Genomic DNA, 14,916 nt, shown 5'->3' on the forward strand with positions numbered 1-14,916 from the left:
GCTCAGGGCTGTATCGAGCTCAGGGCTGTATCGGGCTCAGGGCTGTATCGAGCTCAGGGCTGTATCGGGCTCAAGGCTGTGTCGGGCGCGAGCCCTCGGGATCAGTTGGTTTCCGCTACGGCGCCTTCGCGTTCGGCCACCGTCCTGGCGAAGCTGATCAGCAACGAGTTGGCCTCCGGCGTGGTGGTGACGCCACGCATCAAGGCATTGGCATCCTCACCCTGGTCGCGCAGCTTGTCGACCTGACGGGCGAGGTAGGCGCGCATTACCTCTGGGGTAAACTCCGGGTGGAACTGCACGCTCCACTGGCGCGGACCATAACGCAGCGCCTGGTTCGCATCGTGGGCGTTGCGGGCCAGCACCACCGCACCGCTGGGTGCCTCAAGCACCGACTGGGCATGGGTCAGCTGCACGGGGAAGTGTGCCGGCAGCGTGCCCAGCAACGGATCCTCGTGTCCCGATTCGGTCAGCGTCACCTCGTGGGTACCCGATTCGCGCCCCGCGGGGTGATAGTCGCTCACTCCGCCAAAGGCGGCGGCCATCAATTGATGTCCATAGCAGACACCGAACATGGCCACGTTGCGCTCTCGGGCGGCCAGCAGCCATGGCTTGAGCGCTTCGCTCCAGGGCTCGGCGTCGCTGACCATGGCGTGGGAGCCGGTGATGTAGAGACCATCGATGTCGGCCAGTTCCGGAAGCGGCTCATGGCGCGCATCGAACACCTCGGCCTCGAAGCCGGCGCGGGCCAGGGTCTGCTGGAACAGCGCCTCGAAATCACCATGGTGTTCGATCACCTCGGGGAAGGCGTCACCGGTCTTGACGATCAGCAGGCGGGGCATGGGGGTTCCTGATGTAAGGGTTGAACATGACGTACTTCAACCTCGTATTCTACTTTCGTTGCAGGCGCTCGCCCAGTGCCTCCATGAAATGCACGCCTGCCTCGAGCTGCTCACGCTCGATATACTCATCGGGCTGGTGAGCCTGGGCGATGCTGCCGGGGCCACAGATTACCGTGGGCAGTCCCTGACGCTGGAACTGGCCCGCCTCGGTGGCGTAGGCCACCGCACCGGCTGGGCGCTCCCCAAGCAGCGCATGGCACAGGGCCAGTACCTCGGCGTTGTTATCATCGGCCAGGGCCGGCACCGTCTCGTTGAGCGCTTCGGTCACGATGGACGCCTCCGGGGCGCGCCTCTGCATCTCGCTCTCGAGCTCGACGGCATAGGCGTTGACCCGCTCGATCAGTTCCTCGAAACGGTCCGATGGCAGGTGGCGAATCTCCCATTCGAAGGTGCACTCACGGGCCATGATATTGATCGCGGTGCCGCCCTGGATCTTGCCCACGTGCAGGCTCGAGTGAACCACGTTGAAGGCCTCGTCGATGCGACCCTCGGCCTTGAGGTCGGCCATCACGTCCTCGATATGGGTCACCAGGCGCGCCGCCACATGGATCGCCGACACGCCCTGGTTGACCTGGCTGGAGTGGCTGGCGCGGCCGGTCACCGTGGTGCGCAGATTGGTGGCACCCTTGTGGGCCACCACCGGGTGCATCAGCGTCGGCTCGCCGACGATCACCGCCGCGGGCCGCGGGTGCTCGGCCATCAGCCTCTCGATCATGCGTGGCGCGCCGATGCAGCCCACCTCCTCGTCATAGGAGAGCGCCAGCCAGATCGGCTTCTCCAGTTCGAGGCGCGCCCAGCGCGGTACCTCGCTGAGTGCACAGGCGATAAATCCCTTCATGTCGCAGGTGCCACGGGCGTAGAGTCGGCCGTCGCCCTTGTCGGTCAGCGTAAAGGGGTCGGTCGACCAGGGCTGACCGTCCACCGGGACCACATCGGTGTGGCCGGAAAGCACCACGCCGCCGGCCACGTTGGGGCCGATGCGCGCCAGCAGATTGGCCTTGCTGCCGTCGTCGCTCTCCACCCGCCAGTGGGGGACATCATGCTCGTCGAGCAGAGACTCGACGAAGGCGATCAGCTCCAGGTTGGAGTCCCGCGACACGGTGGGGAAGCCCACCAGGCGGTCGAGCATATCGGCGGCGGTCATGGCGCGCTCCTTGCTTAGAGGGTGAAGTCGAAGAGTTGAAGCAGACTACCATGGGTATCGGGAGGTCGCAGGTGGGGCAGGGCGGTTGTGTGATAGTGCAAGGCTATCCGGTCGATTGGCACACTTCTCTTTCAGATATCATTAACATGCTTACCATGTGGGCCATCGATTGCTTAACACGCACTCATCTTTTCTAAGGAGTCATCTCGATGCCCGATACATCACTCTGCACCCCGGTAACGTTCGGCAGTCTGACACTGCCCAACCGTGTGATCATGGCGCCGCTGACCCGGGCGCGCACCCCGGACAGCGTGCCCGGAAAGCTACAGCAGGTCTACTACGGTCAGCGCGCCGGTGCGGGGTTGATCATCAGTGAGGCCACCAATATTTCGCCCACGGCCCGCGGCTACGTCTACACACCGGGCATCTGGACCGACGAGCAGGAAGCCGGCTGGCGTGACGTGGTCGAGGCCGTGCATGCCAAGGGAGGGCGGATCGCCCTGCAGCTGTGGCATGTGGGCCGCGTCTCCCACGAGATGGTGCAGCCCGATGGCCAGACGCCCGTGGCGCCGAGCGCCCTCAAGGGCGAAGGCGCACAGTGTTTCGTCGAGTTCGAGGACGGCAGCGCCGGGGAACACCCCACCAGTACCCCACGGGCCCTGGAGACCGACGAGATCCCCGGTATCGTCGAGGACTATCGCCAGGCCGCTGTACGTGCCAGGCGTGCCGGTTTCGATATGGTCGAGGTTCACGCGGCCAACGCCTATCTGCTCAACCAGTTCCTGGCTACGGGTACCAACCAGCGCAGCGACCAGTATGGCGGCTCGCTGGAGAATCGTGCACGCTTCCCGCTGGAGGTGGTCGATGCGGTGGCCGAGGTGTTTGGGCCCGAACGCGTCGGTATCCGCCTGACGCCCTTTCTTGAGCTGTTCGGCCTCACCGATGAAGAGCCCGAGGCGATGGCCTTCTACCTGGCCGACGAGCTCAACCGCCGTGGCCTGGCCTATCTCCACTTCAATGAGCCCGATTTCGCGGGTGCCGACGTCGGCTACCCGGGTGGTTTCCGTGAGCAGATGCGCGAACGCTTCAAGGGCGGGCTGATCTACTGCGGCAACTACAACGCCGAACGTGCCCAGAGGCGGCTCGACGAAAACAGTGCCGATGCCATCGCCTTCGGCCGTCCCTTTATTGCCAATCCCGATCTGCCCGAGCGTTTCCGCACCCAAGCGGAGCTCAACGAGCCCGACCACAATACCTTCTATGGCGGCGACGAGAAGGGCTACACCGACTACCCCTTCCTATATAACGGTTACGACCGCTTCGGCTGAGCCGACGCGCAGCCCCCGAAAGCCACAAGCCCGACCCCGTAATCTTCGATAGGCTCGCCCCTGGATTTCAAGAAAGGACTCGATACCAATGAAACCCTTCTCCATTCTGTTGATCCGCCTGCTGGGCCTCTATCTCTTTCTGAGCACGCTGCTTTCGGTGCTACCGGCGCTGTTGGGCCCGAACGTCGATGAGCTCTGGTCCGCCGAGCTGCTGCCGGTGCTTCTGGCAACGGTGGCGGTGCCCCTGGTGAGCGGCGCGCTGCTGTGGGGCTTCTCCGGCCGGCTGGCGAGCCGACTGCATGGCGGTGGTGATGTAAGTGGCGGTGGTGATGTAGATGCCGGCATCAGGGACGAGGATCTGGTGCGCGCCGGTACTTTCTTGATCGGGATATATCTTCTGGTACGCCATGCCGGGGCGCTGGTCGGCATGTACGCCACGTCGGGTGGCGTGGCGTATGGTGAGCTGGTCGTTGTGCTGGCGAGCCTAGGCATGATCCTGGGCGGAAGAGGGATCGTCGGAATCTACCGTCGGGCCAAGAACCTCGGCACCGGGCGCTAGCCGGGGCCGGAGCTCGCTTGCGGTCAATTGGGTCGATCACCGACGAGTCGCCAGCCCGCTATAACATCTCCCGGGTCGCCTCCATCACTCGTCCATCCACGGTGCGCTGGATCTTGTCTTCGATCTCGCTGAGCAGGGACTCTACCTGGGGCTTGGCGGGGGCGACGGCGACAAAGGTCCATTCGCTGGCGTCCAGGCGATCGAGCTCGCCGCTTTCGCAAACGGCGATGGCGGGGTTGCGCCCGAAACGCTCGTGCAGGCCACCCATGCGTTGGCGTTTCTCCTTGAGGGAACGGCAACCAGGCAGGGAAATGCTCAGGGTGAGAATACCAAGGTGCATAGGGTCTCCATTCGTACCGTGAAAGGGGCAAGCCACCATACGTCATGGCGTGGATGGCCTCTCTAGTCTCTGAATACCATAGTAAAATCAGTAAAATGAGACCAAAGACGTATTGCGGGGTATTTCTTTCTGATTGGCGCCTATATTCCCGATAATAAACTAAGTTTCCTATCGTATACTCCCGCGCATCTGATCATTACAGCAACGCCAGTGCTCCCGAATCGGGTCCGTCTGCGATGGACCCGGCGGAGTGCTTGTATTGATTTCCGATGAGCCGGCCCGCGGTTGGGACGGGCCATAGAAGCCATTTGTATTGAGGTGTCTTTCCATGAGCAAACAGCCTTTCCTGATCGCCATGACCTTCATGTCGATCATCATCGGTGGCGGCTTCGCCTCGGGACAGGAGGTGCTGCAGTTCTTCACCGGCTATGGGGTGATCGGCATCGCCGGCACCCTGGTAAGCGGCCTGTTGTTCGCCTTTCTCGGCATGCAGATCGCGCGGATGAGCTCCACCATGCAGGCAAGCTCTCACAAGGAGGTGCTGGAGGCGCTCTTCGGCAAGCGAGCGGGTCTGGTCATCGACCTGGTGCTCTCCTTCTTCCTGTTCGGTGTCGGGGTGGTGATGCTGGCCGGCAGCGGTTCCATCTTCGCCCAGCAGTACGGCCTGCCACCGCTGTTTGGCGGCGTGCTGCTCAGTGTGCTGGTCATCCTGACCCTGTGTCTGCGCGTTCGCGGCATCATCAACCTGATCAGCCTTATCATGCCGGTATTGCTGTTGCTGGTGCTGACGATCACCGTCTACTCCTTCTTCACCAGCAGCGCGTCTCTGGAGACACTGGAGGCCGCGGCCGCCGAGGTGCCCACCATCAGTGATGGCTGGTCGTTCTCGCACTGGTTTATCGGCGCTCTGCTCTATGCCTCCTTCAATATTGCCGTCGGTTTCCCCATGCTATCGGTGATCGGTGGCCTGACCCGTGATACACGAGAGGCCTCCCTGGGCGGCATTCTCGGCGGCGTGGGGCTCGGTGTGCTGATCTTCCTGCTCAATATCGGGCTGTTCGCCAATCTCGAGCGCCTGGCCGGCGTGGATATGCCCTCGCTGATGCTTGCCACGGCGGTTTCGCCGGTGGTGGCAATGGTGATGTCGGTGGCACTGATCTGCATGATCTACAGCACGGCCGTGGGCATGTTCTTCGCCTTCAGCGCCCGCTTCGCCGCGCCCGAGTCGGGCCGCTTCAAGCTGTTCAGCGTCATCTTCACCCTGGTGGGGCTGGTGCTCAGCCAGTTCGGGTTCAGCACCCTGATCGGCACCGTCTATCCCATGCTGGGCGTGGTGGGACTGATCCTGATCGTTGCCCTGGGCATTCGCTGGAACAGCACACGCCAGCGCAGCAAGGCGCAGTTGGCGAGCTCCGCCAGCCGCTGATACCTCTCCAGCCGCTGATATCTTTGCCCGGTGTCCGCAGGGGCGCCGGGCTGTGGTACCGCCAGCGGCGGGATGCCGTTTTCCGATTGGGCCAGTGCGCCCAGAATGCCAGTTCATTTAGAGTGCCAGGCCGGCCACGGTTGCCCGTGGTCGGCCTTTCTCATATCTTGGGGATTACTGGGTAGCGTCGTTGAGAGCAACCCAGTCCTGCCTTCCCGTGCTGAGCACCTAATGGCTTATGTATCGATATGGAGGTAATGCATCATGGCCGGTGGTTGGACTCGAGATGGAGCCGTACAGGATCAGATTGACGCCACCGTGGAGGAGGCGGTCGAGAGGGCGCGCACCAGCCTGCGCAGCGGAGAAAGCGCCGAGTTCTGCGTGGAGTGCGATGCGCCCATCCCGGAGGGGAGACGCAAGGCACTCCCGGGGGTACAGCTGTGTGTTGCTTGTCAGTCGAGCCTGGAAGCCAAGGGGGTGGATGTTGCTGCCATCAATCGGCGAGCCAGCAAGGACAGCCAGCTCAGGTGATGAGCCGATGGGTGGCGCTTTTCTTATGAGCGTTCCGGTCGGGGCGCCACGTCAGCGCCCCCAGGTTTCCCCCCACTTGTGCTTCCTCCTACCCATGCTTTCTCCTGAGTATGCTTTTTCCTAACTATGCTTCCTCCCACTCCACGCGATTACGCCCGGCCCCCTTGGCAGCGTAGCGACCCTGATCCGCGCGGTTGATCGCCGGGCGCAGCGTGGATTCACCTGCACTAACCAGTGTTACGCCCATCGAGGCGGAATAGGCCAGCGTTTCGCTCACCGTGGTCGCGTGACCCACCTCGGCGGGCGTCGCGGCAATCGCCTCGCGGAGTCGTTGTGCGATCTGCAGGGCCTGGTCACGTGAGGTGTCCGGCAGCAGTACCACGAACTCTTCACCGCCCATACGGCACAGCACATCTCCGGCACGCAACTGCTGTTTCGCCGTGTTGGCGAAGGACTGCAGCACCAGGTCACCCACGTCATGGCCATGGGCATCGTTGATGCGCTTGAAGTGATCGAGGTCTATCGCGATCAGGGCCAGGGGAGCCCTGTTGCGCTCAGCGCGGGCGATCTCCATGGCTGCCTGGTTCTCCAGATAGCGACGATTGCCGAGCCCGGTCAAAGGGTCCGTCAAGGCCTGCCGCTCCAGTCGCATCTCCAGACTCTTGCGCTCGCTCAGATCGAACACCATGGCGCGGGAGTACTGAAAGCCATCTTCGGTCACGTGAGCGGTGGCCTTGATCGCGACCGGCAGATGGCTGCCATCACGGCATAGAAGCTCACACTCGGCGGCCCCCTCCTTTCCCTGTCCCAGCACCTGATGGAAGGCCGCATCGAACGCCGCGCGGGTTTCCGCGGTGACGAAGTCACGGTAGTAGCGCTTGCCGATCACCTCGTCACCCCGATACCCCAGCCACTCGAGCTCGGTACGGTTTATCTTGATCACTCGGCCGTCACTATCCAGCGAGTGATAGCCACAGGGGGCGTGCTCGTAGAGGTCCTGAACCTCGCCGGCGTACTGTCGGGCCTTGCGGGAAAACGCCAGGGCACGCTGGCGAAGCCCGCGCAGGCGGTGATCACTCATGACCCAGAATATGCCGAAGGCCACCGAGAGCAGATAGACCAGCACGATGGCCAGCAGTTGTGTGGGAGTCTTGATGAGTTGATTCATCAGGCTGGGCCGCGGTGTCAGGATGCCGAGGTGCCAGGGCTGGGTTTCGGCGTCGCTGACGATCGTCACGGCCTGGCTACGGTAGTGATGAGTACGGATGTCATGAGTGCGAAGGCCGAGAAGGTATTCGTCCAGGGTGATGACCCCCTGCTGGTTCGCCGCCATGGCAGCCCAGATGGCGGGCCACTGACTCGCCAACGAGTGGCCGAAGCGACTCCTCTTCTGGCCCTCGCCGTCGGGTAGCAACGAGGTGCCCTGGGCATCCACCAGCAGGATCTTGGCGCCATCACCCAGCGGGGTTTGTGAGAGAGAGGCGGTGATGCGTGACCAGTCGAGAGTAAACAGCAGCACCCCGAGGCGTTCTCCCTGATGATCAAAGATCGGGGCCGCGATATCGATGACAGGGCTCGCGGTCGAGCCATCCTCCCCCGTGGCGCCCAGGCGTGGCGAGGAAATATAGAGATCGCGTGGCCTTAGCGCCATCGCCCTCTGGAAGGCGGAGGTAGCATCACGGTGAACGACCGGCGGGCGAGCAGGCGGAGGAGCCTGGCTCGTGGCGATCCATTCACGGCCGTGGGTGTCGATCACGGCCATTCGCGTATAGCGGCCATAGTGGGTCAGCAGAGTCTCGAACAGCGCTTCCAGCTGTGCCCAGTCTTGTTGTGCCGCTGTGTCCCACTCCGCGGCTCTCGATGAGGCTGGCCCCGCCAGAAAGCGCCGCAGCAGCGGGTACTCTGCGGTGGCCAAGGCCTGGTTGAAACTCTCGTTCATGCCCTGAAGCAGCTTGTCATATTCGGAGGTCATTATTGCCTCGGTCGCCAGACGCTTGCTGTTGACCTGATCATCGAGGTGAGAAGTGAAGATCGGCGTCAGCGTCATGGTGACCAGGGCGACGGGAAGTAGCGTGGCTACACCCAGGCGGGCCCAGAGAGCTTTAAGGATCAATGCAAGAGTCCCGAATCAGGCCAGGAAATGGCGTTATCAGGCCGATGGCCAGAGGGGGTGGCATACATGGCAGAGAGGGAAGGCTGCCACCCTGACGGTAGGCAGTATCTGTTAAATGAGCGGTAGCGTCATCTCTTGTCGTGTCTAGACGCGGAAAGGCCCCGTCGCGGCTCCTCTTGCTCCCATCACCTCGCTCATTCATTATCTCGCGGCATGACCTGGCGACAAGAATAACCATTTCCCCGCGCAGATACGGAGGCGGCGGTTTGTCCGACCCACAGGCGCTGATGAAGGCGCAGCAGGATACCCACGAGCTGGTCGCGCACTCGGTGCCCCTCGAGGAGACGCTTGGGACGATCACCGCGTGGGCGGGTCGTCTGCTGCCCGATGCGTTGATATCGGTCATGCGTCACGACCCCGAGAGCCGCACGTTGAGCATGGTGGCCAACTCGCAATTTTCGTCAGTGTTTATCCGACGGTTGCAGGATCTCTGTATCGAGGATGGTGTCGGGACCTGTGGCACGGCGGCATTCTGGCGGCGATTGACCATTACCGAGGATATTCTGACCGATGCGCGTTGGGATCTCTTTCGCGATGCCGCTCGAGTGGAAGGGGTGCGTGCCTGCTGGTCGACGCCGATTCTGACCGAGGAGGGGCTGCTGCTGGGCACCTTCGCCACCTACTATCGCCAGCCAGCGACGCCCTCTCCAGCCAGCCAGGCGATTCTGAAGCAAGCCGCCTCCCTGGCAGCTCTCGCGATTGTGCGCGATCGTGATAACCAGGAGTTTCACCGCCTGGCGGTATGGCACCACTCCTTGTTCACCAATCACCCCGATGGAGTCTACAAGTTCGGCCTGGATGGTCGTGTCAAACGAGCCAATGCGGCGCTGGAGCGACTAACCGGCTTCACCGAGGAGGCGTTGCTGGGGTGTCACTTTACCGAGCTGCTGGGGGCGCGTGATCATGCGGCGGCCAGGGATGCCTTTGCGGCGGCCTTGCGCGGTGAGTCCCGGCAGTACGAAATGCTCGGATGCGATGCCGCGGGACATGTACATCCCTTCGAGGTGACCACCTTTCCGGTGACGTCGGCCGCAGGCATCGTCGGCATGTATGCCATCTGCCAGGATATCTCCCACCGCAAGCGTCAGGAAGCGGACCGGGCGCTGCTGGAGCGTGGCATTCAGGCGACTCCCAATGGTGTGCTGATGGCCGATGCCTCGCGGCCTGATATGCCGTTGGTGTATGCCAACGCGGCCTTCCATGCGCTGACCGGTTACGCCCCCGAGGAGGTGCTGGGCCTCAACTGCCGGTTTCTGCAGGGGCAGGCGACCTGTGGGGATACCGTTAGTGCCATTCGCCACGCCGTTGCCGCACGGCAACCGATCGAGACCACGTTGCTCAACTACCGCAAGGATGGCACCCCCTTCTGGAATCATCTGTCACTCAGCCCCTTGTTCGATGGCCGGGGTATCTGTACCCACTACATCGGGATTCAGCAGGACATCACCCAGCAGCGTAATCAGGAAGCCTTGATCGCTCACCAGACGACGCATGATCAACTGACCGGTCTTCTCAACCGCACCGCCTTCGATGAGCGGCTGGAGGTTGCGTTTGCCCAGGCGCAGCAGGACCAGACACTGTTGGTGTTGATGCATGTCGACCTGGACGGCTTCAAGGCGATCAACGATGGGCTGGGCCACCACATCGGCAATCAGTTGCTGATCGAGATCGCCTCTCGGCTCAGACAGTGGGCAGGCGATGGCGATACCCTGGCCCGCATGACCGGTGATGAGTTTGTGCTTCTCCTTCCCGCCCTCCAAGGGCCTCAGGCCGCTATCGAGATGGCCGAACAGCTGCTGGATGCCTTGTCCAAACCCTTTGTGATTGGAGAAGAGCCGCTGCATATCAGTGCCAGTATCGGGATCGCCTGTAATGGCGAACACATGGAACAGGCCTTTGAATTGATGCAGCGTGCCGACCTGGCGGTAACCAGTGCCAAGCAGCAGGGCCGCAACACCTGGCACTGGTATCAGGGGGATGTCCAGCGGGTCACCAGGGAGATGGTGCTGCTGCGCCATGATCTGCATACCGCCCTGCATGACGACCAGTTCGAGCTCTTCTACCAGCCGATTGTGGAGGCGGTCTGCGGTCGTATCCGTGGGCTGGAGGCGCTGATCCGCTGGCAGCACCCGGAGAGGGGCTTGATCTCGCCAGGGGTGTTCATACCCCTGGCCGAGCAGACGGGTCAGATCATTCCGCTGGGCCGCTGGGTCCTGCGGCGTGCCTGCCGGGATGCCGCGACCATGCGCAGAGAGGGTCGGGGCGACGTGCCGGTAGCCGTCAATATCTCTTCGCTGCAGTTTCGTCGCAGCGGCTTTCTGGCCGATGTTCAATCGGCGCTGGACGATGCCGGCCTGCCCCCAGAGCTGCTGGAGCTGGAGATCACCGAAAGCGTGCTGTTGAATGGGGCCGATTCAGCCATCGAGCTGATCGAGGTGCTCAAGGACATGGGGGTCCGGGTCGCACTGGATGACTTCGGTACCGGTTTTTCGAGCTTGAGCTATCTGCGTGACCTGCCGATCCACAAGGTGAAGCTGGACCGGGCGTTTATCCACGATATCACCACCAGCCGTAGCAACGCCGCCATCGTGCAGGGCATCATCACCATGGCGCACCATCTGGGCCTTCTGGTGGTGGCCGAGGGCATCGAGGAACAGGCACAGCAGCAGGATCTCGACCGTCGCCAGTGCGACCTGCTGCAGGGGTTCTACTTCGCCAGGCCGATGCCAAGGGAGGCCGTCATGCAGTTGCCCGACCGGCTTCCAGCCTCGGCCTGAGCGGCATCGGCGGCGGCCGGTCCGGGTTGAAGAGCAGGGGCAGAGGCCCCACCTACCGTCATGTACCCACACTTCCTGCTCTGGAGTCGATATGTCATCTAGCGTACTGATCACCGGTGCCAACCGTGGCGTCGGACTCGCCCTGGCTCGCCATTACCATGCCGCCGGGTGGGCGGTGATCGGCGTGTGCCGCAGTGGCGGCGAGGAAGCGGCCGAGCTGCTTGAGATCGCCGAGACCCTGATCGAAGGCATCGACGTGACCCGTGAGGAGGACGTGGCACGGTTGAAGCAGGAACTGGCGGGCCGCCGCTTGGATCTGCTGATCAATAACGCCGGCCTGTTGCAGGATGAGGTGCTCGGCGAACTCGACTTCGACTCCATCCGCACGCAGATGGAGATCAATGCCTATGCACCGCTGCGCGTGACCGAGATGCTGCTGGACAATCTGGGGGAGGGCGCCAGGATCGCCAATATCACCAGCCGTATGGGCTCCATCGCCGATAACGATTCCGGCGGGCGCTATGGCTACCGTGCCTCCAAGGCGGCGCTCAACGCCTTCGGCAAGTCGCTGGCCGTGGACCTCAAGCCGCGGGGTATCGCCGTGGCCCAGATTCACCCGGGCTATGTGCAGACGCGTATGGTCAACTTCGGCGGCATGATCAGCGCCGAGGAGGCTGCCACGGGCATCGCACAGCGTATCGAGGCGCTGACGCTGGAGAACAGTGGCGGCTTCTGGCACAGCAATGGCGAGACGCTGCCCTGGTAACCAAGGCTGAGTCGACTGGCGCGTATTGCTTGGGTTCAAGGGGGCGTTGCGCCAGTCGGCCTGGCGCATTGCTCTTTATTATCCATTGGGTGACAGGCGATAGCCCTGCGCGCTTAGACACTCGGCGAGATGGGCAATATGTGTCGGGCTGACCTCGCAGCACCCACCCACTATCGTGGCTCCCCGCTCGATCCAGCCACAGGCGTGTGCGGCATAGCCCGCGGGGTCGAGATCCAGGCGAGCCTCGAGCCCATCCACCGTACCGCCTGGGGTCAGATCCGCGGCCGAGGTAAAGGCATTGGCGTAGCCGCCGAACGGCACGCCAAGGTCGGCAAGTTCGTCCATGGCGGTGGTGACTGCCTCGGGCACCGAGCAGTTGATCAGCACGGCCGAGGCCCCAGCAGCCGCCACCGATCGTGCCGCCTGGGCCAGCGGTTCCCCTGAGCGCAGACGCCTGCCATCGGCATCATCCACCGTGAAGGCGACCCATACCGGCAGCTCCTTCTCTACCGCGGCTTGCGTTGCGGCCAACGCCTCGCGGGTGAGGGTCATGGTCTCACAGATAAACAGGTCGACCCCCTCGGCCTGGACCTCTACCAGACGACGGTAATCACGCAGGCAGGTGGCATCGTCCGGGACCACCTCGGCGTGATAGCTCGCCATCAGCGGGGGCAGGCAGCCGGCGATGCGTACCGCCTGGCCACTCTCCTCCCTCGCCTGGTGGGCAGCACCGAGCGCGGCGGCATGCAGGGCCTCGAACAGGGCGGGGTCGCCGTCGCGAGCCAGGCGTTGCGGCGTGGCGGTATAGTTGTTGGTGGTGATGATCCGGGCCCCGGCTGCGATGAAGTCGCGATGCACCGCTGTCACCAGGTGGGGCTCGTCCAGCATGACCTGAGCGGACCAGAGTGGCGTGGCGGGGTGCTCGCTGCGCCGTCTGAGTTCTTGCCCCATTCCTCCATCCAGCAGTATCAGGCAATGTTGTTCGGGGCTCATGGTGCGCAGTCCTTCTCGTAAATGGCCAGGGTGATGCTGGCGATGGGTCGGGAAGATGACCCTAGCCGTTCAGGGGGAATCGCTCAAGGCTAGTGCCGCCGAGAGGTGCTCGGAACGCCATGAGCAGGGCTTCCGGGGCATGATCAGGGCGCGATGAGCGCCTGCTCGTTGGTGATGGGGCTCTACTCGCGTTCGTCCCGGGTCGAGCGCAGTAGCACCCGGTCCATGCCGCCGGTGCTCAGCACCCGCCTGAGTGCCGCGAACAGATGAGTCGGCAGCGTGACCGCATAGCGCGGCCGCGGCCGCTTGCTCTCCACCGCATGGATCAGCTTCTTGACCACCGCCTCGGGACCCAGGGTGAAGGGGGCCTTGCCATCCTTGCTGGCCAGGCGCGCCTCCACCTGCCGATAGGTGGCGGCATGGGCGCTCTGGGCAGGGTCGATATTGGCCTTGAAGGCGCGATAGGCGTTGTCGCGAAAGCGGCTGGTGATCGGCCCCGGCTGAATCAGGCTGACATGGATGCCGCTGCCGACAAGCTCCTGACGCAGGGTATCGGTCAGGCCTTCGAGGGCGAACTTGGAGCACACATAGGCGCCGCGATAGGGCAGGGCCGCGAAGCCCAACACCGAGCTGTTGTGCACGATGCGCCCGTGACCCTGGGCGCGCATCATCGGCAGCACCCGCGTGGTGAGTTCGTGGGTACCGAGCAGATTGGTTTCCAGCTGGGCTCGCAGCACCTCACGCGACAGATCTTCCACCGCGCCGGGCTGACCGTAGGCACCGTTGTTGAACAGCGCCGTCAGCCGGTTACCGGTACGTTCCCTGACCGTCGCCACCGCGGCCTCGATGGAGGCGCTGCTGTCTAGATCGAGCCTCACCGCCTCGAGGCCCTCCTCGGCGAGCCTGGCCACGTCCGCCTCGGCGCGGGCCGTGGCGAACACCCGCCACCCCCGGGCCGTCAGGGCATGGGCCGCGGCATGGCCGATACCGCTCGAGCAGCCAGTAATCAGGATGCTGCGTGCCGGAGCTTCCTGGGTAGGGGACATGCGGCTCTCCTTTTTTCACGAAAGCCCCGTTGGGGGCGGCCATCACGAGGCTTGAAGAAGGGGGATGACGCCGAGCGCGTCAGTCGCCGGTACCGAGAGTCAGCCGCAGGGTCTGAAGACCGTCGAGCTCGAGACGGAGCTGGTCGGAGAACAGTGGATGACCGATCACTCGCATGTCGAGCGTGGCCTCCGCGCCGCGATAGTTGAGGGTAGCGGCCACGCTAGAGTCCTGACTTAGCGGTGCCATGGCGGCGAAGTCGAGGCTTGCCACCTCGATGCTGGAGAAACCGCGTGCATCGAGCTGCTGTTCGATCGCCTCGCTGACGCTCAGCTCGTAGTAGAAGTAGAGTCCGCCATAGGCGAGACCGGCAATCGCGATCAGTCCGAGAAGCCTGCCCATGTCACGCCTCCTTGGGCCCGGCTGTGCCGAGGTTCGGCGCATCGAAGTCGGCCGGCTCATCCGTATAGACGCAGACGTTGGCGTCTTCGATATCGCCGTCCTCAGCCTCCAGGTGGGTGGCGAAGAACTCGCGGATCTCGCGGCGCTGGCAGTGAGCCTCGAAGGCCGCCCGGTTGGCCCATACCTCGTGGAAGACGATGGGATAGCTCGTGCCCTGGGCGAAGGGGTTGTCGATCTGGCGGGTCACGGTGTAATGCAGGCAGGCATCTTCGCGGTGGGCGTTGGGCTCCAGCGCCTGGAGGGCGCGAAACACAGCGTCTTCCCGCCCGGGCTTGGGCTTGAAGCTGGCGATGCAGTAGATCTTCTGTGACATCGATGGTGTCCTGTTTGGAGAGGTGCGCAGACGATACCATCGACCGCCGCGGCGGCATAATCGCGAGTACTGCACGACGCTGAGTGAAGTGGCCCCCGAAATTCGGACCAGGCGCTAAGCTCTGATCAGACCGACCAGGAGACCCTGATCATGAGCAAGAA

14 protein-coding genes are annotated in these 14,916 nt (G+C 63.3%); 6 read left to right on the top strand and 8 right to left on the bottom strand.

Going from position 1 to position 14,916, the window contains the following annotated elements:
- Positions 1 to 101: 101 nt before the first annotated feature.
- A complete protein-coding gene (locus tag Q0894_RS14830; RefSeq protein WP_195688401.1) occupies positions 102 to 839 on the bottom strand; it encodes a glutamine amidotransferase in 738 nt (245 codons plus the stop codon).
- Positions 840 to 888: 49 nt separating this feature from the next.
- On the bottom strand, positions 889 to 2,043 hold the full coding sequence (argE, locus tag Q0894_RS14835; RefSeq protein ID WP_299236755.1) for an acetylornithine deacetylase: 1,155 nt from the start codon (positions 2,041 to 2,043) through the stop codon (positions 889 to 891).
- A gap of 209 nt (positions 2,044 to 2,252) precedes the next feature.
- On the opposite strand from argE, the gene Q0894_RS14840 reads away from it, so the two are divergent.
- Positions 2,253 to 3,371, top strand: a complete 1,119-nt coding sequence (locus tag Q0894_RS14840) for an alkene reductase (RefSeq protein WP_299236757.1) — start codon at positions 2,253 to 2,255, stop codon at positions 3,369 to 3,371.
- An 88-nt stretch (positions 3,372 to 3,459) separates the two neighbouring features.
- Positions 3,460 to 3,930, top strand: coding sequence for a hypothetical protein (locus Q0894_RS14845; protein ID WP_299236759.1), 471 nt, complete (start codon positions 3,460 to 3,462; stop codon positions 3,928 to 3,930).
- A gap of 58 nt (positions 3,931 to 3,988) precedes the next feature.
- On the opposite strand, the gene Q0894_RS14850 is transcribed toward Q0894_RS14845, so the two are convergent.
- Complete coding sequence (locus Q0894_RS14850) at positions 3,989 to 4,270, bottom strand: DUF503 domain-containing protein (RefSeq protein ID WP_299236761.1); 282 nt, start codon at positions 4,268 to 4,270, stop codon at positions 3,989 to 3,991.
- A gap of 328 nt (positions 4,271 to 4,598) precedes the next feature.
- On the opposite strand from Q0894_RS14850, the gene Q0894_RS14855 reads away from it, so the two are divergent.
- Positions 4,599 to 5,696, top strand: a complete 1,098-nt coding sequence (locus tag Q0894_RS14855) for a hypothetical protein (protein WP_299236763.1) — start codon at positions 4,599 to 4,601, stop codon at positions 5,694 to 5,696.
- Between the two features lie 264 nt (positions 5,697 to 5,960).
- The gene (locus Q0894_RS14860) at positions 5,961 to 6,227 is read left to right on the top strand and encodes a DksA/TraR family C4-type zinc finger protein (protein WP_299236765.1); all 267 of its coding nucleotides are present in this window, start codon (positions 5,961 to 5,963) and stop codon (positions 6,225 to 6,227) included.
- A 124-nt stretch (positions 6,228 to 6,351) separates the two neighbouring features.
- On the opposite strand, the gene Q0894_RS14865 is transcribed toward Q0894_RS14860, so the two are convergent.
- Positions 6,352 to 8,340 (bottom strand): diguanylate cyclase, encoded by a 1,989-nt coding sequence (locus tag Q0894_RS14865; protein WP_299236767.1) that lies wholly within the window; start codon positions 8,338 to 8,340, stop codon positions 6,352 to 6,354.
- A 266-nt stretch (positions 8,341 to 8,606) separates the two neighbouring features.
- Here Q0894_RS14865 and Q0894_RS14870 point away from each other — a divergent pair, with 266 nt between their 5' ends.
- Entirely contained in the window at positions 8,607 to 11,177 is a 2,571-nt protein-coding gene (locus tag Q0894_RS14870) for an EAL domain-containing protein (RefSeq protein WP_299236769.1), read from the top strand.
- A 91-nt stretch (positions 11,178 to 11,268) separates the two neighbouring features.
- On the top strand, positions 11,269 to 11,943 hold the full coding sequence (locus Q0894_RS14875) for an SDR family oxidoreductase (RefSeq protein ID WP_299236771.1): 675 nt from the start codon (positions 11,269 to 11,271) through the stop codon (positions 11,941 to 11,943).
- Between the two features lie 78 nt (positions 11,944 to 12,021).
- Here the strand turns inward: Q0894_RS14875 and Q0894_RS14880 are convergent, their stop codons facing one another.
- The 4 genes from Q0894_RS14880 to Q0894_RS14895 all read right to left on the bottom strand — a co-directional run bounded on the left by Q0894_RS14880 (position 12,022) and on the right by Q0894_RS14895 (position 14,755).
- On the bottom strand, positions 12,022 to 12,936 hold the full coding sequence (locus tag Q0894_RS14880) for a homocysteine S-methyltransferase family protein (protein WP_299236773.1): 915 nt from the start codon (positions 12,934 to 12,936) through the stop codon (positions 12,022 to 12,024).
- Positions 12,937 to 13,118: 182 nt separating this feature from the next.
- The gene (locus Q0894_RS14885) at positions 13,119 to 13,982 is read right to left on the bottom strand and encodes an SDR family oxidoreductase (RefSeq protein WP_299236775.1); all 864 of its coding nucleotides are present in this window, start codon (positions 13,980 to 13,982) and stop codon (positions 13,119 to 13,121) included.
- Between the two features lie 79 nt (positions 13,983 to 14,061).
- Positions 14,062 to 14,382 (bottom strand): hypothetical protein, encoded by a 321-nt coding sequence (locus Q0894_RS14890; protein WP_299236777.1) that lies wholly within the window; start codon positions 14,380 to 14,382, stop codon positions 14,062 to 14,064.
- A 1-nt stretch (position 14,383) separates the two neighbouring features.
- The gene (locus Q0894_RS14895; protein WP_299236779.1) at positions 14,384 to 14,755 is read right to left on the bottom strand and encodes an antibiotic biosynthesis monooxygenase; all 372 of its coding nucleotides are present in this window, start codon (positions 14,753 to 14,755) and stop codon (positions 14,384 to 14,386) included.
- Between the last annotated feature and the right edge of the window lie 161 nt (positions 14,756 to 14,916).

The sequence above is a fragment of the uncultured Halomonas sp. genome (assembly GCF_947501415.1).
GTDB lineage: Bacteria > Pseudomonadota > Gammaproteobacteria > Pseudomonadales > Halomonadaceae > Halomonas.

Coding starts and splice junctions, on each gene's coding strand:
- Q0894_RS14830 (WP_195688401.1), bottom strand. CDS start 839: ATGCCCCGCCTGCTGATCGTCAAGACCGGTGACGCCTTCCCCGAGGTG.
- argE (WP_299236755.1), bottom strand. CDS start 2,043: ATGACCGCCGCCGATATGCTCGACCGCCTGGTGGGCTTCCCCACCGTG.
- Q0894_RS14840 (WP_299236757.1), top strand. CDS start 2,253: ATGCCCGATACATCACTCTGCACCCCGGTAACGTTCGGCAGTCTGACA.
- Q0894_RS14845 (WP_299236759.1), top strand. CDS start 3,460: ATGAAACCCTTCTCCATTCTGTTGATCCGCCTGCTGGGCCTCTATCTC.
- Q0894_RS14850 (WP_299236761.1), bottom strand. CDS start 4,270: ATGCACCTTGGTATTCTCACCCTGAGCATTTCCCTGCCTGGTTGCCGT.
- Q0894_RS14855 (WP_299236763.1), top strand. CDS start 4,599: ATGAGCAAACAGCCTTTCCTGATCGCCATGACCTTCATGTCGATCATC.
- Q0894_RS14860 (WP_299236765.1), top strand. CDS start 5,961: ATGGCCGGTGGTTGGACTCGAGATGGAGCCGTACAGGATCAGATTGAC.
- Q0894_RS14875 (WP_299236771.1), top strand. CDS start 11,269: ATGTCATCTAGCGTACTGATCACCGGTGCCAACCGTGGCGTCGGACTC.
- Q0894_RS14880 (WP_299236773.1), bottom strand. CDS start 12,936: ATGAGCCCCGAACAACATTGCCTGATACTGCTGGATGGAGGAATGGGG.
- Q0894_RS14885 (WP_299236775.1), bottom strand. CDS start 13,982: ATGTCCCCTACCCAGGAAGCTCCGGCACGCAGCATCCTGATTACTGGC.
- Q0894_RS14890 (WP_299236777.1), bottom strand. CDS start 14,382: ATGGGCAGGCTTCTCGGACTGATCGCGATTGCCGGTCTCGCCTATGGC.
- Q0894_RS14895 (WP_299236779.1), bottom strand. CDS start 14,755: ATGTCACAGAAGATCTACTGCATCGCCAGCTTCAAGCCCAAGCCCGGG.